Annotated in this window: 29 protein-coding genes; 25 read left to right on the forward strand and 4 right to left on the reverse strand. The window is 44.8% G+C overall.

What is annotated here, in order from left to right; translation table 11 throughout:
* Positions 1-16 precede the first annotated feature (16 nt).
* Both lexA and HMPREF0581_RS04930 read right to left on the reverse strand, forming a co-directional pair.
* Entirely contained in the window at positions 17-655 is a 639-nt protein-coding gene (gene lexA / locus HMPREF0581_RS04925) for a transcriptional repressor LexA (protein WP_036380906.1), read from the reverse strand.
* A gap of 123 nt (positions 656-778) precedes the next feature.
* Entirely contained in the window at positions 779-1,594 is an 816-nt protein-coding gene (locus tag HMPREF0581_RS04930; protein ID WP_051426939.1) for a radical SAM protein, read from the reverse strand.
* Between the two features lie 221 nt (positions 1,595-1,815).
* On the opposite strand from HMPREF0581_RS04930, the gene HMPREF0581_RS08300 reads away from it, so the two are divergent.
* From HMPREF0581_RS08300 to HMPREF0581_RS05005, 16 genes are all read left to right on the forward strand, one after another.
* A complete protein-coding gene (locus HMPREF0581_RS08300) occupies positions 1,816-2,463 on the forward strand; it encodes a Na+/H+ antiporter subunit E (protein ID WP_084645347.1) in 648 nt (215 codons plus the stop codon).
* The gene (locus tag HMPREF0581_RS04940; protein ID WP_036380908.1) at positions 2,456-2,716 is read left to right on the forward strand and encodes a monovalent cation/H+ antiporter complex subunit F; all 261 of its coding nucleotides are present in this window, start codon (positions 2,456-2,458) and stop codon (positions 2,714-2,716) included. Before HMPREF0581_RS08300 ends, HMPREF0581_RS04940 begins: the two co-directional genes overlap by 8 nt.
* On the forward strand, positions 2,716-3,147 hold the full coding sequence (gene mnhG, locus HMPREF0581_RS08305; protein WP_009644706.1) for a monovalent cation/H(+) antiporter subunit G: 432 nt from the start codon (positions 2,716-2,718) through the stop codon (positions 3,145-3,147). The genes HMPREF0581_RS04940 and mnhG overlap by 1 nt, the downstream gene beginning before the upstream one ends.
* Entirely contained in the window at positions 3,148-3,390 is a 243-nt protein-coding gene (locus HMPREF0581_RS08310) for a Na(+)/H(+) antiporter subunit B (protein WP_009644663.1), read from the forward strand. It abuts the gene before it with no gap.
* The gene (mbhE, locus tag HMPREF0581_RS08315) at positions 3,390-4,193 is read left to right on the forward strand and encodes a hydrogen gas-evolving membrane-bound hydrogenase subunit E (protein WP_051426941.1); all 804 of its coding nucleotides are present in this window, start codon (positions 3,390-3,392) and stop codon (positions 4,191-4,193) included. The genes HMPREF0581_RS08310 and mbhE overlap by 1 nt, the downstream gene beginning before the upstream one ends.
* Positions 4,159-4,542 carry a sodium:proton antiporter gene (locus HMPREF0581_RS04955; protein WP_084645348.1) on the forward strand — a complete coding sequence of 128 codons (384 nt, stop codon included), beginning with the start codon at positions 4,159-4,161 and terminating at the stop codon, positions 4,540-4,542. Before mbhE ends, HMPREF0581_RS04955 begins: the two co-directional genes overlap by 35 nt.
* Entirely contained in the window at positions 4,539-6,008 is a 1,470-nt protein-coding gene (locus HMPREF0581_RS04960) for a complex I subunit 5 family protein (protein WP_036380911.1), read from the forward strand. Before HMPREF0581_RS04955 ends, HMPREF0581_RS04960 begins: the two co-directional genes overlap by 4 nt.
* A 2-nt stretch (positions 6,009-6,010) precedes the next feature.
* A complete protein-coding gene (locus HMPREF0581_RS04965) occupies positions 6,011-7,528 on the forward strand; it encodes a monovalent cation/H+ antiporter subunit D family protein (RefSeq protein WP_009644700.1) in 1,518 nt (505 codons plus the stop codon).
* The gene (locus tag HMPREF0581_RS04970) at positions 7,522-7,728 is read left to right on the forward strand and encodes a hypothetical protein (protein ID WP_036380914.1); all 207 of its coding nucleotides are present in this window, start codon (positions 7,522-7,524) and stop codon (positions 7,726-7,728) included. Before HMPREF0581_RS04965 ends, HMPREF0581_RS04970 begins: the two co-directional genes overlap by 7 nt.
* Positions 7,718-9,457 (forward strand): proton-conducting transporter transmembrane domain-containing protein, encoded by a 1,740-nt coding sequence (locus HMPREF0581_RS04975; RefSeq protein ID WP_051426942.1) that lies wholly within the window; start codon positions 7,718-7,720, stop codon positions 9,455-9,457. The genes HMPREF0581_RS04970 and HMPREF0581_RS04975 overlap by 11 nt, the downstream gene beginning before the upstream one ends.
* A 192-nt stretch (positions 9,458-9,649) precedes the next feature.
* Positions 9,650-9,856: a sulfur carrier protein ThiS gene (gene thiS, locus HMPREF0581_RS04980; protein WP_408631969.1), complete on the forward strand. Its 207-nt coding sequence runs from the start codon at positions 9,650-9,652 to the stop codon at positions 9,854-9,856.
* A gap of 6 nt (positions 9,857-9,862) precedes the next feature.
* Positions 9,863-10,501: a sulfur carrier protein ThiS adenylyltransferase ThiF gene (gene thiF, locus HMPREF0581_RS04985; RefSeq protein WP_036381066.1), complete on the forward strand. Its 639-nt coding sequence runs from the start codon at positions 9,863-9,865 to the stop codon at positions 10,499-10,501.
* Between the two features lie 182 nt (positions 10,502-10,683).
* Complete coding sequence (locus tag HMPREF0581_RS04990; protein WP_036380917.1) at positions 10,684-11,448, forward strand: thiazole synthase; 765 nt, start codon at positions 10,684-10,686, stop codon at positions 11,446-11,448.
* Positions 11,449-11,451: 3 nt separating this feature from the next.
* Complete coding sequence (thiH, locus tag HMPREF0581_RS04995) at positions 11,452-12,636, forward strand: 2-iminoacetate synthase ThiH (RefSeq protein WP_036380920.1); 1,185 nt, start codon at positions 11,452-11,454, stop codon at positions 12,634-12,636.
* Entirely contained in the window at positions 12,623-13,237 is a 615-nt protein-coding gene (locus HMPREF0581_RS05000) for a thiamine phosphate synthase (RefSeq protein ID WP_039883887.1), read from the forward strand. Before thiH ends, HMPREF0581_RS05000 begins: the two co-directional genes overlap by 14 nt.
* A gap of 139 nt (positions 13,238-13,376) precedes the next feature.
* The gene (locus HMPREF0581_RS05005) at positions 13,377-13,847 is read left to right on the forward strand and encodes a YbaK/EbsC family protein (protein WP_009644735.1); all 471 of its coding nucleotides are present in this window, start codon (positions 13,377-13,379) and stop codon (positions 13,845-13,847) included.
* Positions 13,848-13,857: 10 nt separating this feature from the next.
* Here the strand turns inward: HMPREF0581_RS05005 and HMPREF0581_RS05010 are convergent, their stop codons facing one another.
* Both HMPREF0581_RS05010 and thiT read right to left on the reverse strand, forming a co-directional pair.
* A complete protein-coding gene (locus HMPREF0581_RS05010; protein ID WP_051426944.1) occupies positions 13,858-14,490 on the reverse strand; it encodes a Maf family protein in 633 nt (210 codons plus the stop codon).
* Positions 14,447-15,118 carry an energy-coupled thiamine transporter ThiT gene (gene thiT / locus HMPREF0581_RS05015; RefSeq protein WP_009644824.1) on the reverse strand — a complete coding sequence of 224 codons (672 nt, stop codon included), beginning with the start codon at positions 15,116-15,118 and terminating at the stop codon, positions 14,447-14,449. The genes HMPREF0581_RS05010 and thiT overlap by 44 nt, the downstream gene beginning before the upstream one ends.
* Before the next feature lie 511 nt (positions 15,119-15,629).
* On the opposite strand from thiT, the gene HMPREF0581_RS05020 reads away from it, so the two are divergent.
* The 9 genes from HMPREF0581_RS05020 (at position 15,630) to HMPREF0581_RS05055 (ending at position 23,322) form a co-directional block, all read left to right on the forward strand.
* Complete coding sequence (locus tag HMPREF0581_RS05020; RefSeq protein WP_036380923.1) at positions 15,630-17,018, forward strand: Na+/H+ antiporter NhaC family protein; 1,389 nt, start codon at positions 15,630-15,632, stop codon at positions 17,016-17,018.
* Positions 17,019-17,368: 350 nt separating this feature from the next.
* Positions 17,369-17,887: a translation initiation factor IF-3 gene (infC, locus tag HMPREF0581_RS05025; protein ID WP_036380926.1), complete on the forward strand. Its 519-nt coding sequence runs from the start codon at positions 17,369-17,371 to the stop codon at positions 17,885-17,887.
* A 28-nt stretch (positions 17,888-17,915) separates the two neighbouring features.
* Positions 17,916-18,116 carry a 50S ribosomal protein L35 gene (gene rpmI, locus HMPREF0581_RS05030; protein WP_009644715.1) on the forward strand — a complete coding sequence of 67 codons (201 nt, stop codon included), beginning with the start codon at positions 17,916-17,918 and terminating at the stop codon, positions 18,114-18,116.
* A gap of 19 nt (positions 18,117-18,135) precedes the next feature.
* Entirely contained in the window at positions 18,136-18,489 is a 354-nt protein-coding gene (rplT, locus tag HMPREF0581_RS05035; protein WP_009644651.1) for a 50S ribosomal protein L20, read from the forward strand.
* A gap of 3 nt (positions 18,490-18,492) precedes the next feature.
* Positions 18,493-18,669 (forward strand): hypothetical protein, encoded by a 177-nt coding sequence (locus tag HMPREF0581_RS08755; protein WP_009644601.1) that lies wholly within the window; start codon positions 18,493-18,495, stop codon positions 18,667-18,669.
* Positions 18,670-19,269: 600 nt separating this feature from the next.
* Positions 19,270-20,844 (forward strand): SpaA isopeptide-forming pilin-related protein, encoded by a 1,575-nt coding sequence (locus tag HMPREF0581_RS05040; RefSeq protein ID WP_036380929.1) that lies wholly within the window; start codon positions 19,270-19,272, stop codon positions 20,842-20,844.
* 94 nt (positions 20,845-20,938) lie between these two features.
* Entirely contained in the window at positions 20,939-21,778 is an 840-nt protein-coding gene (locus tag HMPREF0581_RS05045; protein WP_036380932.1) for a class C sortase, read from the forward strand.
* 4 nt (positions 21,779-21,782) lie between these two features.
* Positions 21,783-22,697, forward strand: a complete 915-nt coding sequence (locus HMPREF0581_RS05050; RefSeq protein ID WP_036380935.1) for a class C sortase — start codon at positions 21,783-21,785, stop codon at positions 22,695-22,697.
* Positions 22,654-23,322, forward strand: coding sequence for a pilin N-terminal domain-containing protein (locus HMPREF0581_RS05055; protein WP_242835198.1), 669 nt, complete (start codon positions 22,654-22,656; stop codon positions 23,320-23,322). Before HMPREF0581_RS05050 ends, HMPREF0581_RS05055 begins: the two co-directional genes overlap by 44 nt.
* Positions 23,323-23,330 lie beyond the last annotated feature (8 nt).

A 23,330-nucleotide genomic window follows, 5' to 3' on the forward strand; every position in this document is an offset into this window, starting at 1 on the left:
TTAAAACATGAAAAAATTAATTAAAATATCTAAAGACTCCCTTGACCTTGCCGACAATCGTGCAATCATCGACGATGATCGGATCCATGAAGTCATTTTCAGGCTGAAGTCTGATATGATCCTTCTCCTTGTAAAATCTCTTAACCGTGGCCTCTGTCTCAAAGGCGCCCTGTATCATTGCTACGACGATATCTCCGTTTGCCGCGGTCTGATCTTCCTGCACAATCAGGTAATCACCGTCGTTGATACCGGCATTGACCATGCTGTCTCCGTGCACTACAAGCAGGAAGTTGTTGCCATTTCCGATAAACCTGGCGGGGAATGGAATGCTGTCTTCGATATTTTGCTCGGACAGGATAGGTACCCCTGCCGCTACATTCCCTATTACCGGCAGCTGAACCATACTGATATCGTCAGCTTCGAATTCTGCATTCTGATGCTCGCAGTCAACAACCGCAAGTGCGCGAGGCTTACTGGGGTCCTTTCTGATGTACCCCAGTGACTCCAGCGCCTTGATATCGCTGTAAACTGTAGATGTTGACTTGATGCCTATGGCATCGCAAATCTCCCTCACGGTAGGAGGGAATCCCTTGAGCTTGATAGTTTCTTTCATATATGCCAGTACCTTCTGCTGGCGTTCCTCGCTCTTCTTCATATCAAATCCTCTATCTGTCAAATAAACCGAAGTGATGAAGTATACAAATTGAGAGTATAATCGCTATTGATTGCGCTGCCTGGGATTCAGACTGGCGATTTATAGTTATAGATATCACTATCACTATAAAGTCAACGAGTTGAGCGTTAACTCTTCACCGTAATTGTTCCAGTCATCATATATCTCCCCGGTCTGCCTGATGATGATGTCACCAACTCTTCCGTTAATCTTGCTATAGGGCAGAGTTTTGTGATAGGTGATTCTGCTGTCATCGAGTTGAAACAGGAAGCCGGTACGGAAAAGCTCCTTCTCCAGCTGTCCCTTGTATTCGGCGATGGAGCTTATGAGCCTGAACAGATCGTCCTGCTCAGTGTCAAACACGTTGTCAAGAGTCAGCTTGGAGTAATTGGCTCTTAGCTGAATCTCGTGTCCCGCGAATCGATCGAGAACCTTGAGAAGCTTCTCCTTAGTCTCAGGCTCGTTGGCATCCTGGAATACTACGCAGTTTATGCGATGAGGTACCTCGAGCAAATCGAAAATCCCGTCCGAGCACTCCTTTACGTAGTGCTTGAGATGTCTGGAAACATTGATACAGCTAATCTTGTCCTTGTTCCTGTTGAGAACCTCGGCAACCTTGTGGATATCCTGAGTCTCGTTGGTCGGAAGTGTGGTGTTGATGTAGACGTGATGACCATCCTTGATGTGATTCAAGATGTCCTGAAGCGCATCCAAGTCGGCAAGAGGCTCACCGCCTGTCAAAACCACATCGTTATGAGGCAGCACCTTATCCATCAGGTCAAGCGCTTTATAGCATCGGTCTAAATTAAACGATGATGTATCTCTATAATCATCTTTATTTACACAGAAAGGGCAGCAGTTGTTGCAGTCGTACGGAACGAACATTGTGACTGTTGGCCCCTCCTTAATAAAATCCTTCATTCCAGTTTAATCTCCCTGTACTAAAATCACCAAATTATACCATTTCGAACAGTTGTTTGCAATTGAAATGGTGAGAAAATGCAATAATTTGAACGACTTTAAAATGCACAGTAATCTGAACAAAAGTCTTTAACGGTACGATTCTATCATGTATACTTATATAGCAATTATATTTTCAATCAGTTTTATAACGTTTTATAAATGAAAGGTTAAAGGTAGAGATGAGAGACTTCTTTCGCGACCGACACCTGGTGAGCAATCCATATCTGAACTTCCTGGAAGTGTTCAGCTTGTTATTGCTTTTGTGGATCGTGATGTCAGAGATATTTCAGGTGAAATTCGTTTTATACGGATGTATTTCCGCATTTTTGATTTCATGCTTTGTCATAGATTCTCTGAGAATTGGAGGCCTCAAATCCGACTGCACATATTTCATTCTACATGCCAACTATCTGAAGCTCCTAATATACTTCCTGTGGCTGATCAAGGAAGTGGTGAAAAGTGCTGTGGATGTCACCGGGATTATATTGACATCCAATGACAAGATAGATCCGCTTGTAGTGTGGTTCAAGGCGGACTATGATAATCCGGCAGCGAGGGCTATTCTTGCAAATTCAATAACCTTAACTCCGGGAACTGTCACCATCGATATATATGACAGTGGCGTTTTTTCTGTACACGCACTCAACCGAAAGTTTGCCGACGGATTGCTTTCGGGTGATATGCAGAAGAGGATTGCCAAACTCTACGGTGAGGAGATCGATTACCGTGTCGTCGATGTGGTGGTTGATACGGATTATACAGTTAAGGAAGTTGTCGAGCTGACAACCAAGCGATTCAAGAGAAGGAGAAAGAAGAAAAATGCATAGTTTTTTCATTGCAATTCTTGCCGGCCTTCTAGCGATTGTGCTGACGATGATCATCACGATGTTTGTCGGCAAGACTGTATACGATAAGCTTAATGCGCTGTTTGTAATAAATACGAATATAGTAATGCTGATTCTGGTAGTGGGACTGATTGATGACAGAATGGACATGCATATCGATATCGCTCTCAGCTATGCGATTCTCGGTTTCATTACAACTGTAATTTTGGCTAAATTCATAGGAGGTAGGAGGTAATGGGTGTACACAATATTATTGCGATAGCACTTATCGGCCTTGGATACCTCTTCATGGCAATTGCGGCTGTAGGTGTAATTAAATTTCCGGATTTCTTTACACGTCTACACGCATCAGGTGTAGGCGAGACCTTTGGTGCTCTCATGATGACGCTGGGAATCATCGCTTATAAAGAGGGTACGCTGCTGTCCTTAAAGGTGTTTATCATATTCTTCATACTTCTGCTGACCAATCCGCTTGGTACGAATCTGATTATGCTGACTTCAATTCATGCCAAAAACTATCAGGATTATAATCACAAGAGACACGTGGGTGTCAGTGAGGACTTGGATATCGAAGCGCGTGCGGATGCTGATGATGAAGAAAATGCCACAGCTGAAGGAGAAGTTGCTGATGATGAAAACGATGATTTGGAAGAAGGAGGTAGATAGATGAGTACATATATTGTGGAAGCGCTGCTGCTTTTGGCTTTGATATCTATCACGCTGGTGATAATTTTCGATAAGGACCTGGTGGCGGTAGTCGTTGTGTACTGTGCATTCAGCTTTGTGACGATGTTTCTGTACATCATCATGGGGGCTCCTGATGTCGCATTCACTGAGGCGGTAATCGGGGTAATTTCGACTATCTATTTCATCATGACGCTCAAAAACATAGATAGGCGGTGCAAGTGATGCGCAAATATGTCAATGTGACGTTTTTAATTGCTTCCATCGTTACGCTGTTCCTCGTTGTAGCTAAGCTTGACGTGCTTCCGGCAATTGGGGATGTGAATTCAGCGCCGGCATTGCATGTGTCCAAATACTACATCGAGCATGCTGTGCATGACACTAACTCACCCAATATGGTAACCGCAATGATTGTAGATTATCGCGCCTTCGATACTATGTTCGAGACAACGGTAATGTTCCTGGCGGGAATCGGGGTAATCATGATTCTGGCAAACAGACCTAAGGCCAAGAACCGTATCGTAGAGCCGAAGAGGTATTTCGGACATCGCTATAAGCTGGGTGATCCTACTTACAAGACAATCAACAAGGATGTAATGATCACGCTGCTGGAACCGCTGATTCTGATATATGCGTTATATGTACTGTTCCACGGAGAGGTCAGTCTGGGCGGAGGCTTTCAGTCAGGAGCGCTTATAGCACTGACATATATTATTGATATACTGGTCATACCGGACAAAAAGAACCTGTTCATGATGACAGGTAAGAACTCGTCTAGTATAGCGGGTATCGGCGTTCTGATATACGTTATGACCGGTGTGGTACCGATGTTTAACGGTGGCTCTTTCATGGACTACACATATCTGCCGTTGCCTGTGCATACAGCCGAGAGGCATGCTATCGGCATACTCCTTGTAGAGATTGGAGTAACAATCGGTGTAATGGGTACTATTATTACAATTCTGAATGCGATTATGAAGAGGGTAAGATTTGATGATGACACAGATCAACGCGTTGCTGGCAAGTAAAGGAATATATTTTCTAACGCTTCTGCTGATGTTGCTGGGAATGTATGGGATGATTTCCTGCAAGAATTATATGAAGAAATTGATATGCATGAATATTATGCAGGTAGCTGTCATATTCTTCTACCTTTGCTTTGCTCAGAAAAAGGGTGGAACTATTCCGATTGCGCTGGATACTATAGTTAACGCCAGCAAATATGTCAATCCGATACCTCATGGTCTAATGCTCACTGCAATTGTTGTAAGCCTTGGTACCACAGGTGTAGGGCTTGCGCTTCTCACTCGCATTAAGGAGAAGTACGGGAGCATCGAGGAGGACGATATAATCAGGAGGGAGAACCGTTTTAAATGAATGATCTTCCAATAATTATTATTTTATTGCCGCTTATCAGTGCTCTGCTGTCGATTGCGCTGTCAAGAATCCATATACATCTGGGCAGAAATATTGTCACAGCTGCAATTTTTGTTGCTCTTGGATGTGCTGTGAAATTATTCATCAACATTATTAAGGGCGGACCTGTTCATTACAGCTTTGGCGGTTACAAAGCACCTTACGGCATCGAATTTTATATTGACTCTATAGGAGCGATTATAGTCGTTGTAATACTGCTGCTCGGTTTTATCACGACACTCTATGTGATGAACTTTGAAGTCACAAATGAACGCAAGGTCATCGGCGGTGCTTACTCGCTTATCGGACTGCTGATAGTGGGCATGTGCGGTATGAGCATGACAGGGGATGTGTTCAACCTGTACGTATTCCTCGAGATTACCTCGCTGTCAGCGTACTGTCTAATAGCGCTCGGTGGAAGCCGAGGCATAGTGGCTTCTTTTAGATATCTCCTTGTAGGAACCGTTGCGGCTACGATGTATCTTCTCGGCGTCGGGATATTATACGCTTCGACTGGTACACTCAACATGGCAGATATGAGGAATATCTTGAATTCCCACAACTACGATACTGAGATGACAGTGTCCATGTGCCTGTTTATAGCTGCATTTGGCATCAAGATGCCGATGTTCCCGTTTCATGGTTGGCAGCCTTCTGCCTATTCGCATGCTGAACCGGGTTCGAGACCGCTTATTGCCGGTGTAATGGGTAAGATTCCTGCGCTCGCGCTGTTCAGATATATGTATTTTATATATGGAACTGATTTTAAATTCTTCAATCTGTTCCTGAACATAATCGGCATACTCTCGTGCTGTGGAATCATCTACGGTTCGGTACGAGCAATGGCGCAGGAGGATGTGAGGAAGATCTTTGCATACTCTTCAATAGCGCAGATTGGGTATATCACGCTTGGTTTTGCCATTGACAGTCCGTATGCGCTGGCAGGCGCTTTTTTGCATTTAATCGGTCATGTGTTCATGAAAAGCGGACTTTTCTTCAGTTCGGCAGCCATCAGATACAGGTTCGGCAGCTTTAAGATATCCAGCTTCGGAAGGATTTATAAAAAGATGCCGATCACATCAGGCTTGATTGTGTTGGCATCGCTCTCCATGATAGGAATTCCGCCGGCTGTAGGATTTTTCAGCAAATGGTACATCGCTCTAGGCGCAGCGGAGACTCATCAGTACCGGTACATCGCGATACTGGTGTTGAGCAGCTTGCTCAACGCTATCTACTTCTTCAAGCTGATAGAGAAGATATTTATCAATCAACCAAAGGAGTTGTATGATAAGCGAGATGGCGAGACTGTTGAGCTGCCATGGACTATGCTTTTGGCAATCGGCACATGTTTTGTGATCATATTGGCTCTTGGTATATTCAATGCCGGTGTTTTTGATGTGATAATGATGACGGTGAAGGGGGTATGAATATGAACTTGATAGCTCTAAATCTGCGCCCCTTGCTGGCGATTCTTGTTTCACTTGTTGCATCCGGGCTCATCTATGTGCTGGGTGAACACATCAAGGCGAATACAAGAGAGGCGATAACCTTCACGGCTTCCATTCTTAAGATTCTGTTAGTCTATTCGATGGTGCCTGCGGTTCTTACGGGTCAGACGATTAGGCTCGAGCTGTTTAGGCTGGTGGACGGCATCTCATTTGCCTTAAATGTCGATACAGCCGGCATCGTGTTTGCTTGCAGCGCTTCGACACTTTGGTTGCTCACGTCTGCATACTCCGTCGGCTATATGCGAGGTCACGGTGAGAAAAATCAGACAGGCTACTATGCTGCTTTTGCTATGTGTCTGTCAGCTGCAATGGGCATTTGCTTCGCGGCAAATCTCATTACATTTTTCATATTCTTTGAGGTGCTTACCATCGCAACATATCCGCTCGTAGTCCATTACCGTGACGCAGAGGGCACGAGTTCAGGTAGAAAATATCTGGCTTATACATTGATTAGCGGTCAGATATTCTTTGCCGCTATGGTTATCGTGTATGCAGTCTCAGGAACATTAGAATTCAAGCCCGGCGGGTTCATGGATTCCGGCATGATTCCCGGCGGATGGATGTTGGTCATTTTTGTCATGATGATTGGAGCGGGAATCGTCAAGGCCGGCGTGATGCCGTTTCACAGCTGGTTGCCGGCGGCAATGGTTGCGCCGACACCGGTCAGTGCACTGCTTCATGCCGTAGTAGTGGTTAAAGCCGGAGCGTTTGCAACCTTGAGAGTTATGATGTATGTATTTGGACCGAAACTGGCGAGAGAATGTGGAGGAGCGACCCTGCTAGCCTGGATGGCAGCGGTGACGATACTAATATCGTCACTGATAGCGCTCAAGAAGGACAATCTCAAGGCTAGGTTGGCTTTTTCAACCATAGGGCAGCTGTCATATATTGTGCTGGGAATTGCTATCCTATCTCCGCTGAGCACAGTAGGTGCTCTTTATCATCTGGTTGCCCATGCATTTATGAAGATCACACTATTCATGTGTGCCGGTGCCATATTCGTTACAGCTCACAAGAAAAATATCAGTGAGATGGTGGGTCTTGGTCGGAGAATGCCGATAACGATGACAGCATTTACAATAGCTTCACTCGGAATAGCGGGATTCCCGTTCTTTGTCGGCTTCGTTAGCAAAGCAAATATCATCATGGGTGCGCTTAAGTCGGGGCAGCTGTTGTTCGGTGTGACATTGATTGTGAGCGCGTTGCTCGCTTTAACTTATCTTATGCCTGTAGTGCTGATTGCATTTAAAAGAGACGTTGTAAATCCTGATTTTACGGTATACGGAGAGGCTAACAGGATGATGCTCATTCCGCTGGTTATTACAGCAGGCTTGTCGTTGCTGCTTGGACTGGCGCCTAACTTCGGCCTGCATCTGCTGGACTTGGCAATGCAGACTGGCAACGCAGTATTTTCGGCAACAGGAGGTACGCTATGTTGAACGAGATATTACATTACATAGTTCTTTCTCTTGCAGGTTCTGTAGCATTGGTTGTCATGAGTAAGATCATATTAAACAAGCTGCTACGCCGTGATACGGGGTATTACGAGTCAATAGAGCTTGATGAAGAAGCCGAGATGCTGAAGCGCGCATCTATAGATGCATTGTATCCTGAGAGGAGTGAAGAAGATGTTAAATAGCTTTCATCCCGGACTCCTGATTATAGCGATCGGCTCTTTGATTTTGATCTTGCCGGCAAAGTGCAGGAAGCCTCTGGCACTGATATCAGCTGCTGTCGGCATAGCAGGTTTGTTCATACTCAGTAGTAGCAGTCATCTTGTATACAGGCTTACGCCTGCGCTTAAACTGAATCTTATTCACGTGGATAAGCTGTCGATGATATTCATAATAATATTTGCAATTATCGGAGCTATCAACAATATATATGGGATGGATATTCAGGACAAATGGGAAAAGGGAATGTCGGTAATTTACGGCGGTAGCATTATCGCCGCGACGTTAGCTGGTGACGCGATTTCTCTTATAGTGTTCTGGGAGGTTGCGGCATTTAGTGCGGCATATTTAATCTATGCTAAACACACCAGACGTTCGTCAAGGGCGGCGCTCAGATATTTGCTGATGCACGCATTTGGAGGTAACATGCTCTTGGTAGGCTTCTTGCTGCATGCGGCAAACAGCGGTTCCCTTGCGATTCCTAAATATACCGGTTCAGATGGTTCTGCAGCTTTCTGGTTCATACTGATTGGAGTCTGCGTCAACGCAGTTGTGCCGCCGTTTAACTCGTGGATTTCCGATTCGTATCCGGAATCTACTATTGCGGGAACAGTATTCATGTGCGGATATACCACAAAGCTGGGAATTTACGCCATGATTAGGATATTTGCAGGAACAGAGATGCTTTTATACGCAGGCGTATTTATGGCGCTCTACGGTGTTTTGATGGCATTTTTGGAGAATGATCTGCGCAGGCTGTTCAGCTACCATATAATGTCACAGCTTGGATACATGGTTGCATCGCTTGCTGTTGGTGGAGCATGGGGGGTCGATGGAGCCGCTTCACACGTGTTTAACAATATAATCTACAAGGGCGTTTTGATGATGTGTTCAGGTGCAGTGATAATGGCAACCGGCAAGAGAAAGATTACAGAGCTCGGAGGCCTCAAGAATAAGATGCCTATTACAGCATTTACATTCCTTATAGCTTCGCTTTCGATTGCGGGAATGCCGTTTCTTAACGGATTTGCGTCCAAGACTGTTGTAATGCACGCGGTACAGGCAAGCGGGCACGATGTTGCGGCACTGTTGCTAACCGTCACGTCTATAGGCACCTGGTTATCCGTGGTTCTTAAGGTCAACTGGTTTGTTTTCCTTGGTGAAGCCAGGACTGAATTTGAAGTCAAAGAGATTCCGCTATCCATGAAGCTCGGCATGCTTCTCGGTGCAGCAGGGTGCATTATAATCGGTATAGTTCCTTCGATTTTGTATAGGCTTTTGCCATTTGCAGTATCTGTACATCCTTTTACAGTCGAGCATGTGCTTGAGTCCCTGATTCTATTCGCCGGAGCAACAATCGTATTCTGGCTTGTGAGAGTTAAAATGCTGCCGCATGATCAGCTCTCGTTGGACTTCGACTGGCTTCTGAGAAAGCCCTTAGCCGGGGTAATAACAGCAACATCAACCGGACTTAACAAATTTACAGGGTGGGCAGACGTCAAATCGCTTGGAATAGTTCGTTTCTGTGGCGAGAGACTTGGCAACCCTTACAAATGGACAGAAAGCTCCCGCAGGTCATTCGTTCGGAACATATCGTTTGAAAATGAAGATCGTGATATAGGCATCGTCATTGAGATATCGGTTTCGATGCTGGCATTAATAACTATAATAGCTATGTTATTTATCAATAAATAGCAAATGTATTGACAATGAAGCTCTATTACATATAATTGAAGTTAGAGTATGACAGGTCATACGAAGGGGTACACCACCTTGGGTGTAGAGCTTCGTGTGACCTTTTTTTGTTGTATTAGCTGTGCCAGACAATCGGAGTTATGAGCGGCTTGTTCATATGATATGATGCGGTTTGCAGTCTTTCGAAGGGAGGTGAGGAGCTTGATTAGGGTTAATGGAAGAGAGCACGAATATATAAAGGATATGACTATCGAGGAGCTTATTGTCGCCCTCGAGTATAATCCGGTTCGCATTGCAGTTGAATATATGGGCCGGATACTACCCCGGAGTGAATATGGACGGGTGGTTATAGCTGATGGCGATTGTATTGAAATTGTCTGCTTTATGGGAGGAGGTTAATTGTCAGTGAGATGTAATATTCCGAGTGAGTCGGAACTCAATCGGGCAAAAGACATGAGATTTACAAGAGAGCTTCACGATAAGCTGCGGAGAGCGTCAGTAGCGATTGCGGGAGCGGGCGGTCTCGGCTCCAATGTGGCTGTAATGCTTGCTAGAGCGGGCATTGGACATCTGCATATCGTCGATTATGATATCGTAGATATAACCAACCTTAACAGACAGGCGTATACGATTAGACATATCGGTATGCACAAGGTGGATGCAATCAGCAATATTTTGCTGGAAATCAATCCGTACATGAAGGTGACGACGGAAAATATCATGGTGGATGAGTCTAACTGCGTGAGAATATTTGGAGGCTTTGACCTGGTGTGCGAAGCCTTTGACCGGGCATCGGCAAAATCCATGCTCGTCAGCACGTTGTTATCCGAAACCGGTGAGCAGGTAGTTGTCTCAGGCTCCGGGATGGCAGGATATGGGGATGCTAATGCGATTAAGAGCAGATGCGTGACGAAGAGATTGTATATCTGTGGAGATGAGACAACCGATGTGTCTGAGGGCATTGGGCTGATGGCGCCACGAGTTTCTATCTGTTCAGGTCATCAAGCTAATCTGATAGTCAGGTTGATACTTGGCGAAGCTTGACGGTTTTGAGCTGCTGATGACAGATACAATGTTGCACTGCGGGTAAAACTGCAATACAGCTGACTGTACAAGGCTACATCAAAGTGTATGAAGCTGTATCGCAATTACGAGGAATAAGGACCGGGAAGAACTGGGAGCCGGAATACGTAAAAATGAAAGGAAATATATAGAAGGAGCACAATATGAACGATAAGCTTGCAATAGCAGGAAGAGAATTTGAATCACGCTTTATCCTAGGATCGGGCAAGTACGACCTTGAGCTGATACGAGCAGCCGTTGAAAATGCCAAGGCAGAGATCATTACACTCTCGGTCAGACGAGCAAATACCGGTGGACAGAATATACTTGATTACATTCCCGGTAATGTGACCCTGCTGCCAAACACTTCCGGTGCCAGGAATGCCGATGAGGCTGTGAGAATTGCACGTCTAGCCAGAGAGCTGGGATGCGGCGATTTCATTAAGGTTGAGGTCATTCGCGATTCAAAGTATCTATTTCCGGATAATCAGGAGACGATTCGCGCGACTGAGATACTTGCTAAGGAGGGCTTTGTGGTTATGCCATACATGTACCCTGATCTCAATGCGGCACGCGACCTTGTAAATGCAGGGGCTGCTACCATTATGCCTCTTGCGGCTCCAATCGGATCTAACAGAGGACTCGTCACCAAGGAGATAATCAGGATTCTGGTTGACGAGATAGATATCCCGATAATCGTGGATGCCGGTATCGGTTCTCCCTCACAGGCCTGCGAGGCGATGGAGATGGGGGCAGATGCGATTATGGCTAATACGGCCATTGCAACTGCACGAGATGTAGCTGCGATGGCAGGAGCTTTTGGCAAGGCGGTTGAGGCCGGAAGAACTGCGTATCTCGCCGGGCTTGGCAGAATAGTCAAGGATGGTGGCGTCGCGTCGTCGCCGCTCACCGGTTTTCTGGAGGGATAGCGAATGAACGGAAAAGCACGTATAGACCACATGAAATATTTGGAAGGAATGGAGATTATTTCCCATGAAATATATGATGCGGTTCTAAAAGAGATGAATGGATACAGACCTGAGCATTACGGCGATAGCGACGTGATGCGTGCACTTGAGCATGAGTCTTGCAGTGTGGATGATTTTAAAGTGTTGCTGTCACCTGCGGCGGGGAAATATCTGGAGCAGCTTGCGAAGCGAGCTAAGCTCGAGAAGGATAAGCATTTCGGTAATTCGGTCAACATGTTTACGCCACTCTATATATCCAATTATTGTGAAAATTACTGCATCTACTGTGGCTTCAATTGTCATAACAGGATTCACAGGGCGAAGTTGAACGGCGCAGAGATAGAGCGAGAGATGGAGGCAATCGCTGCTACAGGACTTGAAGAGATTTTGATACTGACCGGGGAGAGTCGCAGCATGTCAGATGTTAATTACATAGGTGAAGCTTGCAAAATCGGACGTAAATACTTCAAAAATGTCGGTGTTGAAATATATCCGATTAACTCCGATGAATATGCGTTTCTTCACTCGTGCGGTGCCGACTATGTGACGGTCTTTCAAGAGACGTATGACTCCGATGAATATGAGAAGCTGCATCTGTCCGGTCACAAGCGCATATTCCCTTATCGTTTCAATGCTCAGGAGCGTGCGCTCATTGGAGGCATGCGCGGCGTCGGGTTTGCAGCCCTTTTGGGCTTAGGTGATTTCAGACGCGATGCACTTGCAACCGGCCTTCATGCCTATATGCTGCAGCGCAAGTATCCATGGGCAGAAATCTCATTTTCTTGTCCCAGACTGCGTCCGATTATCAGCAACAGCGATGATGACATGAGTTTTTCCCTTTCTTCCGATAGTGAAACGGTGGGAGAAAGACAACTGCTTCAGGTTATGTGTGCCTATAGGATATTCATGCCGTTCGCAGCTATGACGCTATCGACCAGAGAGCGAGCAGGTTTTCGGGATCATGCAGTCGCAATTGCAGCAACGAGGATATCTGCAGGGGTTGATACAGGTATCGGAAGTCACAGCGACGATACTGCGACAGGTGACAACCAGTTTGAAATTGCAGATGGAAGGACTGTTGACGAGATATATTCAGCCCTATGTAGTCACGGAATGCAGCCGGTGATGAACGATTATGTGTACGTGTAAAAAAATTTTCGTAACGAACCGCCGCTTATCCGACTTGTCGCTTGACGAGCAGGTAGAGAGGGTGTTCGAGAAATCAAGGCCAAATACATTGATACTGAGGGAGAAGGATTTGCCTGAAAGCGAATACCGAGATTTATCTTTACAGATAAAAGAAATCTGTGATAGTTTTGATGTCGAATTTATAGTTAATAAGTTTTGGCAAGTAGCATTTGATATGAGTGTTCCGGTACAGTTGTCATTTCAGGATTACATGAACCTAAAAAGGCCGGAATATGGACATAAAACCGAAAGTTTGAGGGATGAAGAGCTGTGCGTCTGTTCAAATATAAAATTCCCCTACACATGGGTATCAATTCATTCTGTAGAGGAAGCACTTGCTGCATCCTCTGCGGGGGCGGATTGCCTAATTGCCGGTCATATATTTACAACAGCCTGCAAGCCCGGGATTGCACCTCGCGGAATACAATTCCTGACTGATGTCATCTCTGAAGTCGAGGTTCCCGTATATGCAATCGGGGGAATCAAGTCCGGCAACCTGCAGCTGGTAATTGCTGCAGGTGCTGATGGAGCATGTCAGATGTCATATTACATGAAAATGTAGTACGATTATTGTGCTTCTTCCATGTTCGGCGGTGTTTTATACTACTAATAATGAGAGGTCAGCAGTAATTGAAAAAATTGTAAAAACTCATTAGCAGTTTGTGATTAGCAGGTTGAATCAATCAGAAAAGAGGATACTGATGTCTATTAGCAGTGTAAGAGAGTATTTCAGAAAATTAGGTATCGAGGATAAGGTGATGGAATTCGACGTATCGAGTGCTACAGTAGAACTCGCAGCGGCTGCACTCGGGTGCGAGGGACAGAGAATTGGCAAAACTATGGCTTTTATAGTCGATGACAGACCAATTCTCATAGTCGTTGCGGGCGATGCGAGAATTGCCAACCCGAAGTTTAAGGGCCGCTTCCATACCAAAGCCAGGATGATAGCTCCGGACCGGTTAGATGAGTTGGTAGGTCATGAGATGGGCGGTGTGTGTCCGTTTGCTATCAGGGAAGGCGTAGAAGTGTATCTCGATGAGTCACTGAAGAGATTTCAGACTGTATTTCCGGCAGCGGGGAGTGCCAACAGCGCAATAGAACTAAGCCTTCCGGAGCTCGAGAGATATGCGCATGCTGAAGGCTGGGTTGATGTGTGCAAGGGTTGGGAATAGCAGTTTCCGGCTACAGGCTCATCTGCTCGAGCTCGGCAATAATTCTGCTGTATGGGAGACCGACAACATTTTCGTAATCACCACGGATTGCTGATATGTATTTGCGAAATCCGCCTTGAATAGCGTAAGAGCCGGCCTTGTCGAAGGGTTCTCCGGTATTTACATACTCTTTGATATCAGAATCGCTGTAGTCCTTACAAATTATCTCCGTAACCTCTGCAAAGTTTTTTCTTCCATCTAGCAAAGGTGTGCCGCCGTCAATCTCCACCAGCGTTACTCCGCTCGCCACAAAGTGTATGGAATTCCTGAGTGATGAAAGCATGCGAAATGCATCGTCTCTATCTCTTGGCTTGCCCATGATTTCGTCATTGTAGACGACGGTGTCCGAAGCAATCAGCAGAGCTCTACCGCGTATGTTTTCAAGTGCTGGTAAGGAGGTCGCTGCAAGTGCCTTTCGCTCTGAAAGCAGTCGCACGGCATCAATATAATCGGTTTCTGCAGGAAGGGTTTCATCTACATCGCATGGAATGAGTATCGGCTCAATCCCATGACCTCGCAGTATATCGAGACGGCGTGGTGATTTGGATGCGAGTATAATGCTATCGTATTTTGTTAGTGCGGGATGCCCCGAATTCGTCTGCATTCTTAATCCTTTCGAATAGATTCTTAACAGGCGGCATATTGATGACAACTATTGTAATTGCTGCCTCAACTGCAATATAGGTGATATTGTACCATACAGACCAGGTAACCGCATTAAACCCCTTTGGTGCGTATGAGCCAAAGAAGATGATTCCGGATGCAACCGCGCACAGGTATCTTGCAAATACTCCTACGACATAGACCTTCGTTAATCCGTTTTTTCCGTTCCTAAACGCTCCACCGATGCCTAACGCTCCGAAAGCGATTGGGTAATCGAGTAGAAGCTGTGCAGGATGGATGACATAAGGGCCAAATATCAGGTTGACGAGGCCCAATGCAACTCCCGCCATTATACCTCGTTTAGTTCCATACAGATATGTCACCACAGCGATCGGAAGTAGCGACAAAAGTGTGATGGATCCGCCCTGAGGCATGGTAAAAATTTTAACATTTGATAGAACCATTGCAATAGCAATGAGAAGGGCAGAGACGGTCATTGCCTTGATATCGACCTTTCTGTTAGCGCCCTTACTCTTACCTCCAAGCGTGATGAGCACAAGCATGAGTACGATGACGAGTATGATTACGACTTGACCTACTCTTGATTCAACAAAACCTTGTAAGTTCATTAAAAAACCTCCTATATTTCAGGAGGGGGTGCAGTTGATATTAGCTAGCTTCCCGTGGCAGCATTATCTGCCTGGTAGAAGGGTCTCGCTTCGCGATTACGCATAACTGCAAATACAATCTTGCGGATAACGTAAACCAAAGCAACTCTCAGCTATCGCTCCCCCAGCATTATTTTATTAGCTAATTGTACATTGTAGTAAACAACAATTCAAGTGAATAAACCTTATCTGTATAGGTTGTATCTTATCTGTATAAGTTGTAAATCAAATTTACCTGATGGCGTGTTTCTCGATTGACACTATGCGTTGCAAACTGATCTGCATCAGGCTGTTGAATTTTAGGGTTAAAAATAACTTGAAAAATAATAAGTAAATCGATTATTAATATAGAATTTATCAATGTGTCTCCTGTATAATCTTACGTGTTATAAAAAGCGGCGGCACAGCTAACTCGCATGTGGCATCGCTCGGAGGAAATGTTTATTATAAGTTTGTATTGAGGTGTTTTCAAATGAAAGAGAAAGAGAATCTTCTCGAAGAAAGAGATGCGAGCGGAGTAGCACTATTACCGCTCCTGCTGTTTATCGTAATTTATCTCGGAGCAGGCATGATCTTGCAGTCGAAAGGTGTTGAAATGGCATTCTACCGGTTTCCTACGGTAGTTGCCATGACGATTGCAGTTATTGTTGCATTCCTAATGTATCACAAGACCGGAATCAATGAAAACTTCACACTTTTTGCCAGGGGAGCAGGTGATGAGAATATCATGACAATGCTCATGATTTACCTTCTGGCAGGAGCGTTCTCATCAGTAGCCGGAGCTATGGGCGGAGTTGCTTCCACTGCAAATCTGGGACTTACAATTATTTCACCCAGATTTATCGTCCCCGGGATCTTCGTAATTGCTGCGTTCCTATCTACGGCAACAGGTACATCGATGGGAACCATAGGGGCAATAGTTCCTATCGCTTATCAGATGGCTAAGACTGCGGATCTCAATATGGCGTTCGTTATATCCGCGGTAATGACAGGTGCAATGTTTGGGGATAACCTATCCATGATCTCTGATACAACAATTGCCGCTACCAGGACACAGGGCGTTGATCTGAAGGACAAATTCAGAACCAACGCTTGGATTTCTCTTCCATCGGCGGTAATTACCATAGTGCTGATGATTATATTCAGCAAGGGCGGCACGTCTGTAGGTCAGCTTGATTATAGCGTTATCAAGGTTATACCGTATGTTCTGGTACTTGGACTTGCACTTGCAGGGCTCAATGTATTTACGGTACTGCTCATCGGAATACTTAGTGCTTCTGTTGTAGGAATAGGAACCGGCACAATCGGTCTGATGGACATTGCAGGTAAAATCTGGACAGGCTATCAGGGCATGATGGAAGTATTCCTGCTATCGATGCTTGTCGGTGGACTCGCAGAGATGACTAAACACTACGGAGGCCTCAAATGGCTGATTACCAAGACGAGCAAGCTGTTCAAGGGTCCTAAGTCGGCTTCCGTTGGTATTGCTGCACTTACAGCAATTACAGATGCTGCTGTAGCTAACAATACTGTAGCTATCATCGTGAACGGTGAAATCGCCAGAGAGATTTCTGAGAAGTACAGAATCGATCCTAGAAGAACGGCTTCGTTCCTTGATATCTTCTCATGTATCATGCAAGGCTTTATTCCTTACGGGGCTCAGTTTCTGATGACCGCCAGCTTAACCAAGAATTCGGTTAATCCAACTGACATGATTCCATACAACTGGTATCTGATTATTATCGCAGCTGTGTCGATCTTGTCCGTAGTTATTCCTTCATATAATAAGAGAGTGTGCAAGGGAGAATGGGATTGGGAGCATATGATGCCTGACTACGCGGTAGCTAAGCTTGAGAAATAGCGATTGCCTAGTAGTAGCCAGTATGGCGCCTTGATTTTTAGAAGGGCTATTGCAGCCCATTTGGTGCACCGCTGTGATTACATCGATAGATGCGGTATAAAAGTGTAGAAAAATGTAAGGGTAAACGATATAAATCAGAGAGCTGCAGAACTTCTGCATGTTTGACGATCCTAGAAAGTAGTATGGGTATTGACAAGTGGACGGCGGTAGTTTACAATTATCGGGTCGAAGAAGAAGTTATCCGCTTCTCACCTTGTATGCGTTGGTGTACGGGTTACCTGTGACTTGATTTAATCAGTTGGTTCGCGGATACTTCTGTATCCGCTTTTTTATTATATGGAGGTAGACCAATTAGCAAGGATAAACAACAGATCAACGGAGATATTCGTGCAAAGGAAGTCCGTTTGATAGATGAGAATGGAGATATGCGCGGAGTTATGGGCATCAGAGAAGCGCTGGCGATTGCTGAGGAGGCCAACCTGGACCTCGTAAATGTTTCTCCGAATGCTGAGCCGCCCGTTTGCAAAATCCTCGACTACGGGAAATATCGCTACGAGCTCCAGAAGAAGGACAAGATAGCTAAGAAAAACCAGAAGACCATGCAGGTCAAGGAGGTTAGACTCAGCACCTTTATTGAGGCTCACGATGTAAATGTAAAGGCGAATACAGCAATCAAGTTCTTGAAGGATGGAGATAAGGTTAAGGTTAGCCTTAGATTCAGAGGTAGAGAGCGTGATTATACAGCTAAAGGCTTTGATGTTATGAACAGCTTTGCGGATCAGGTATCTGAATACGGTGTCATCGACAAGAAGCCGAAGTTTGAGGGACGAAGCCTTACTATGTTCCTATCACCGAAGAACGGCAAGTAATGAATTAACAACTTAGGAGGAAATCATTATGGCAAAGAACAAGATGAAGTCTCATAGAGGCGCAAGCAAGAGAATGAAGCTTACCGGTTCCGGTAAGCTTAAGAGAAACAAGGCATATAAAAGCCATATTCTGACAAAGAAGACTGCAAAGAGAAAGAGAGGTCTTCGTAAGTCCACAGTGCTTACCGGTGCAGATACAAAGCGTATGCTTAGATCAATGGCAAAGTAGTTTAGGGAGGTTTTGAGATATGGCAAGAGTAAAGAAGGGTGTAAACGCTCATAAGAGACATAAGAAGGTATTGAAGCAGGCAAAGGGCTTCTACGGACAGAGAAGCAGGAATTTCAGAGCTGCTAACCCGGCGGTGATGAGAGCACTCAGATCTGCTTTCGTTGGAAGAAAGAACAAGAAGAGAGAGTACAGAAGACTGTGGATTGCCAGAATCAACGCAGCAGCAAGAGCTAACGGTATCAACTACAGTAACCTTATGAACGGCCTAAAGAAGTCCGGAATTGAGCTCAACAGGAAGATGTTATCCGAGATGGCAATCTACGATGCAGCCGGCTTTGCTGAACTGTGCGAGATCGCTAAGAAGGCTAATTAACATATGGAATATTTTTTAAGCCACATAGGCGTCATATTCGTGGCTGCGATAATCGTCGCAGTGTTCGCAGTCATATGGTGGGGTCTGACAGCCAGAAATGAATATCTTAAGCGTAAGCGTGCGATGGCTCGCAAGGAAGCTGCACTTGCAAAGCATAATGAACAAAACAAAAACGATTAGCTTTAAGCAGAACTCCTGATCCAATGTCGTTGAGTCATTAAGTTAAAAAGACTTATCAACACTCTCTCTAATAAAATGGAGAGGGTGTGTTTTTTTAGTTTTAAATTTGTGCAAATTTGTAGACATTATTATAAATTTATGATATCATGTGTGAAATCAACTTGGTAGTGTGAATCTTTAGAAGGGAAATTGACAATCATGATGATTAGGAACACAATCTGTCAGACAGACAGACAGACAGACAGACAGACAGACAGACAGACAGACAGACAGACATAGATGTTTTTTTGTGTTTAAAATTCAAGGTGATTGTTTGAGGACAGTGTTGATGTATCTACATCAAGGCTGCCCTTTTTGTATGCATAAACTCGAGCTTTAAATTTAGCGTTTGTGATTCCGAGAGGACTAATATCCGACATAAATAATTAATATGTTAAAAATGGAATTTATGCAGCATACTCGCATAATATTCGTTTTTATAGTTGATTTATCTGTTTAAGCAGTCCATATGTATATTGTACTGCCTGCAATATATGCGATGAGCTGTTTAAACGGAATATACGTTATCATTATGTAAATCCAATGAAAAAGGAGAAGAAGATGAATACGAAAGTGAAAAGCAGATCACGTTTACTGCTTGCATTCCTCATGATTGTGACCATGCTGTTCACCGGTGGAGCATGGATGTCTTTCGCGGACAATGGAGGTCGCATGACTGTGCAGGGTGTTGAAGCCGGTGCGACAGTTAAGGCGTACAAAATTGTTAAGCAAAATAACAAGGGGCAGTGGGAGCCGGTTCTAAACGGATCTATTAACGATGTCACGAAACCGACAGGTAAGGAAATCGGCAAATTGGCTACTAGGCTTAGTGAGCTTGGTACTCCCGTAGATATGACTGTTTCCGGAAAGGATTACACAGGTACCGGTACACCCGGAATGTACCTCGTCGTTGTAAGCAAGACCAAGAGCACGTACGTTTATAACCCTATGGTTGTTTCAGTTAACTTTGATGGAAGCGGTAAGCATGACGGCGGTACTGTGGATGCAAATTCTAAGTTTCAGTTTGGTCCAAATGCCTATGCTAAGCGCTCTAAACCTTCATTGGACAAGGAAATTACAGGTAAGGAGAACAATCCGCAGGTTGAAAATGATAGCACCAAGCACGGTGATACGCTGAAACCCGGTGATGTGACAAGCTTCAAGATTACTACGGATGTACCATCGTATTCACAGGTGTATGACAATGCTAAACTGAAGTTTGAGATCAAAGATACCGTAAGCGAGGGGCTTGATGCTCCAACAGATATTAAGGTTGCAGACGAGAACAAAACGCTGGTCGAGAATACGGATTATGAGCTTGTTAAGAGCGGCAAGTCATTTACGGTTAAACTGAAGAAAGAGTATCTTCTGAGCGGTGATTCGGCTAAGAAGGTTACAGTGACCTACAAAGCAAAGCTTAACAGCAATGCTACAAGCGGCTTTGATGCCAACACAAATAAAGCGGAGATCAAATACTCCAACAGTCCAAGCACAGAAGACGATAAGGATAAAACTACTTATCACTACACATTTGATATAGACGGTGATGTAGCAGGCAGCAAGAATATCAAGGGCGAAGAAATCGTCAAGGTCGGCGTTGATAAGACTACAGGCGAGCTTCTCACAAAGAAGAATATTACAGAGTCATCAACAGTTACAGGAAAGCTGGCGGGTGCAAAGTTTACTCTCTATAAGGCTGATGCTTCCGGCCATAAGACTAATACTGTTGCAGGAACCGCTACAACGGATGCGAACGGTCTTATGAAATTCAGCAAGCTGGATGCCGGTAAGTATGTACTCGTCGAGACTGAGGCACCTGCCGGATATGTCCTTAACGACAAGGAAATTCCTGTTGAGATTACTGCCAGGCTAAATGCCGTAACAGGCATCCTGGAGTCATACAGTGTCAAGATTAACAACGAGTTTACCTCGACCTACAAGGCTAGCTATGATGGCGGTACCACATTGAAGACAGTTGACAAGAGCGGTGATATGACACTCTTCAATAACTATAAGCCGGGGCTGCTTCCGACAACAGGAGGTATGGGAACATATCTCTTCATGATAGTGGGAGGCTCTCTGATTGCAATTGCTGTATCACTACATCTCAAGAGTCGCAGGAAACAAGAGCAGTAGGATAAGAAAAACTGTTTTAAAGAACGAATGCTGCGGGTGCGGCAGACGGGATAAAACAACAAAATAAACTGAGAGGAAAGAGGAGTCCTGATTGATGCAAATAGTTCATAAATTGAAACAAAATGCTGTAGTTTTTGGACTTTTATTCGCAGGACTTCTCGTCCTCTTTTATCCTGCATACAGTAATCTGTTTAACCAAATGCAGGCTCATAGGATGATAACTGATTACCACAAAGCTGTTGATGGTAAGAGTGATGATACGAAAAAACAGGAAATAGCAAAAGCACATAGATATAATACAAAGCTAATCAATGAAAAGGTTCCCGAATCCTTTGCCAAAAGGATGGGAATCAAACATGATTCGGAATATGAAGGGCTTCTAAACCCTTCAGGCAACGGTATGATGGGCATAGTGAGTATCCCGTCTATCGACGTCGAATTACCGATTTATCATTATACGACAAATGAAATACTTGAGAAGGGTGCCGGGCATTTGTTTGGCAGCAGTCTCCCTGTCGGGGGGAAAAGTACGCATTCGGTAATTACCGCGCATCGCGGTTTACCAAGTGCAAAGATGTTTACAGACCTTGATGAGCTGAGGAACGGAGATAAGTTCTTTATCGAGGTCTTGGGACAAAAGATTGCTTACAAGGTGGATCGAATCAAAACGGTCAAACCTGAAGATACACAAGATATGAAAATTATCGAAGGAGAGGATCTTGTGACGCTTGTCACCTGTACTCCTTACGGACAGAATACACATAGGCTGTTGGTGCGAGGTCATAGGGTCGCATATAATGCCGGCGATGAGGTTAAGGAACCGACACACCGCAGGATTCCGTGGGCACATATCCTTTGTATTATGCTCGGCGTATTTCTTGCAGTAGATTGCTACATGCTCGCCGTACGTTTGCGCAGAAACAAAGGGAGATGAGCTGATGAAAAAACAGAGAAAAGCATTCTGGATGAAGGTTCTGATTGCTGTCCTTTTTATCAGCGGAGTGACATTATTATCCTATTCTTCGATTTGTAATATTTACAATAATATAATTAACGCCGGAGCACAGGCTCAGTATACAAAGACTGTTAAGCAAAACTCTGGAGACAAAAATAATGAGCTATGGAATCATGCCCGTTCTTACAACGGTGAACACACTCATAACGTAATTGTAGATGCCTTTGACGGTAAACATAATCAGGCGAATACGGCTAATTATGCCTATGATGATGTGCTTAATCCGGACGGTAGCGGCATGATGGGATATATTGAGATTCCTAAGATAGACATTCGACTGTCGGTATATCACGGAGTTTCGGAAAAAACACTGGAGCAAGGGGTAGGACATTTGACCGGAACAAGTCTGCCTGTCGGTGGCAAGGGATCGCATTGTGTCCTTGCTGCACATCGCGGCTTGCCGAGTGCAAGACTCTTCACCGATCTTGATCAGATGAAGAAAGGTGAACGTTTCTATCTTTATGTGCTGGATAGGACTCTTGCCTACAAGATTGATCGGATTGATGTTGTGCTGCCGGAGCGTATGAATGATAAGCTCTCCATTGTCCAAGGAGAAGATCTTGTGACACTGGTGACATGTACGCCTTATGGGATCAATACACACAGGCTGTTGATCAGGGGGCATCGCGTTCCGTTAGATCGGCATAAGGCAGTAAATCCTTTTATAAAATATATAAAATACGGAAGTTTGTTGGTACTCATAATCGCAAGTTGGGTGGTGTTATATGTTCGCAGAAGAAATAAAAAACAAAATAGTTCGAAGCGCGGTCTTAATCGCACTGCTGACAATGTTCATGATAGGGAACGCAGCCGTAACCGGGATGGCGCTGGAGAATAATATAGTTCCCGCACTTATAGCCGGCAAAACAGGAACGTTGACAGTATGCTATCGGGGCAATGAAAACGGAAAGGCTGTGCCGTTGAAAGATGTGGATTTCGAGATATGTCAGGTTTCCGATTTAACTGTAAGATATGGCTCTGCTAAGTATGCACTGCTGCCTGAGTTTTCATCCACAGGGATTACTTTTGAAGGAATGACTGCATCTGATTCCAACGCTGCCGCAAAGAAGCTGCGTGCGTTTATAAAGCAAAATGGAATTAATATGACTGCAGGCAAAACTGATGCGAATGGATGTGCAGTTTTTTCCGATTTGAAGCCGGGGATGTATCTCGTTGTCCAGTCCGGTACACATAGACAGGGAGATCGTGACTATATATCTGAACCTTTCCTGGTTTCCGTGCCTCTTGCCGTTGACGGAGGGAACGGTACCAATGTGTGGAAGTATAATGTAACTGCATATCCTAAACATTCATCGAGCATGCCTATTGAGAAGCCGTTGATTCCGCCGTCTCCAAAGACGGGCGACTTGTTTCTGCTTGGTTTCTGGGGTTGTGTATTGATTGTTTGTGCGGTCGGATTAAAGACTGTTTTCATGGGTAAAGAAAGAAATGCACAGCGTTAGCGCACAAC

Source organism: Mogibacterium timidum ATCC 33093 (assembly GCF_000525775.1).
Classification (GTDB): Bacteria; Bacillota; Clostridia; order Peptostreptococcales; family Anaerovoracaceae; genus Mogibacterium; species Mogibacterium timidum.

What these genes read in the sequence shown, in the direction of transcription:
- lexA (WP_036380906.1), bottom strand. Translation starts at nt 655, where the DNA reads ATGAAGAAGAGCGAGGAACGCCAGCAGAAGGTACTGGCATATATGAAA.
- HMPREF0581_RS04930 (WP_051426939.1), bottom strand. Translation starts at nt 1,594, where the DNA reads ATGAAGGATTTTATTAAGGAGGGGCCAACAGTCACAATGTTCGTTCCG.
- HMPREF0581_RS08300 (WP_084645347.1), top strand. Translation starts at nt 1,816, where the DNA reads ATGAGAGACTTCTTTCGCGACCGACACCTGGTGAGCAATCCATATCTG.
- HMPREF0581_RS04940 (WP_036380908.1), top strand. Translation starts at nt 2,456, where the DNA reads ATGCATAGTTTTTTCATTGCAATTCTTGCCGGCCTTCTAGCGATTGTG.
- mnhG (WP_009644706.1), top strand. Translation starts at nt 2,716, where the DNA reads ATGGGTGTACACAATATTATTGCGATAGCACTTATCGGCCTTGGATAC.
- HMPREF0581_RS08310 (WP_009644663.1), top strand. Translation starts at nt 3,148, where the DNA reads ATGAGTACATATATTGTGGAAGCGCTGCTGCTTTTGGCTTTGATATCT.
- mbhE (WP_051426941.1), top strand. Translation starts at nt 3,390, where the DNA reads ATGCGCAAATATGTCAATGTGACGTTTTTAATTGCTTCCATCGTTACG.
- HMPREF0581_RS04955 (WP_084645348.1), top strand. Translation starts at nt 4,159, where the DNA reads ATGATGACACAGATCAACGCGTTGCTGGCAAGTAAAGGAATATATTTT.
- HMPREF0581_RS04960 (WP_036380911.1), top strand. Translation starts at nt 4,539, where the DNA reads ATGAATGATCTTCCAATAATTATTATTTTATTGCCGCTTATCAGTGCT.
- HMPREF0581_RS04965 (WP_009644700.1), top strand. Translation starts at nt 6,011, where the DNA reads ATGAACTTGATAGCTCTAAATCTGCGCCCCTTGCTGGCGATTCTTGTT.
- HMPREF0581_RS04970 (WP_036380914.1), top strand. Translation starts at nt 7,522, where the DNA reads ATGTTGAACGAGATATTACATTACATAGTTCTTTCTCTTGCAGGTTCT.
- HMPREF0581_RS04975 (WP_051426942.1), top strand. Translation starts at nt 7,718, where the DNA reads ATGTTAAATAGCTTTCATCCCGGACTCCTGATTATAGCGATCGGCTCT.
- HMPREF0581_RS04990 (WP_036380917.1), top strand. Translation starts at nt 10,684, where the DNA reads ATGAACGATAAGCTTGCAATAGCAGGAAGAGAATTTGAATCACGCTTT.
- thiH (WP_036380920.1), top strand. Translation starts at nt 11,452, where the DNA reads ATGAACGGAAAAGCACGTATAGACCACATGAAATATTTGGAAGGAATG.
- HMPREF0581_RS05000 (WP_039883887.1), top strand. Translation starts at nt 12,623, where the DNA reads ATGTGTACGTGTAAAAAAATTTTCGTAACGAACCGCCGCTTATCCGAC.
- HMPREF0581_RS05005 (WP_009644735.1), top strand. Translation starts at nt 13,377, where the DNA reads ATGTCTATTAGCAGTGTAAGAGAGTATTTCAGAAAATTAGGTATCGAG.
- HMPREF0581_RS05010 (WP_051426944.1), bottom strand. Translation starts at nt 14,490, where the DNA reads ATGCAGACGAATTCGGGGCATCCCGCACTAACAAAATACGATAGCATT.
- thiT (WP_009644824.1), bottom strand. Translation starts at nt 15,118, where the DNA reads ATGAACTTACAAGGTTTTGTTGAATCAAGAGTAGGTCAAGTCGTAATC.
- HMPREF0581_RS05020 (WP_036380923.1), top strand. Translation starts at nt 15,630, where the DNA reads ATGAAAGAGAAAGAGAATCTTCTCGAAGAAAGAGATGCGAGCGGAGTA.
- rpmI (WP_009644715.1), top strand. Translation starts at nt 17,916, where the DNA reads ATGGCAAAGAACAAGATGAAGTCTCATAGAGGCGCAAGCAAGAGAATG.
- rplT (WP_009644651.1), top strand. Translation starts at nt 18,136, where the DNA reads ATGGCAAGAGTAAAGAAGGGTGTAAACGCTCATAAGAGACATAAGAAG.
- HMPREF0581_RS08755 (WP_009644601.1), top strand. Translation starts at nt 18,493, where the DNA reads ATGGAATATTTTTTAAGCCACATAGGCGTCATATTCGTGGCTGCGATA.
- HMPREF0581_RS05040 (WP_036380929.1), top strand. Translation starts at nt 19,270, where the DNA reads ATGAATACGAAAGTGAAAAGCAGATCACGTTTACTGCTTGCATTCCTC.
- HMPREF0581_RS05045 (WP_036380932.1), top strand. Translation starts at nt 20,939, where the DNA reads ATGCAAATAGTTCATAAATTGAAACAAAATGCTGTAGTTTTTGGACTT.
- HMPREF0581_RS05050 (WP_036380935.1), top strand. Translation starts at nt 21,783, where the DNA reads ATGAAAAAACAGAGAAAAGCATTCTGGATGAAGGTTCTGATTGCTGTC.
- HMPREF0581_RS05055 (WP_242835198.1), top strand. Translation starts at nt 22,654, where the DNA reads ATGATAGGGAACGCAGCCGTAACCGGGATGGCGCTGGAGAATAATATA.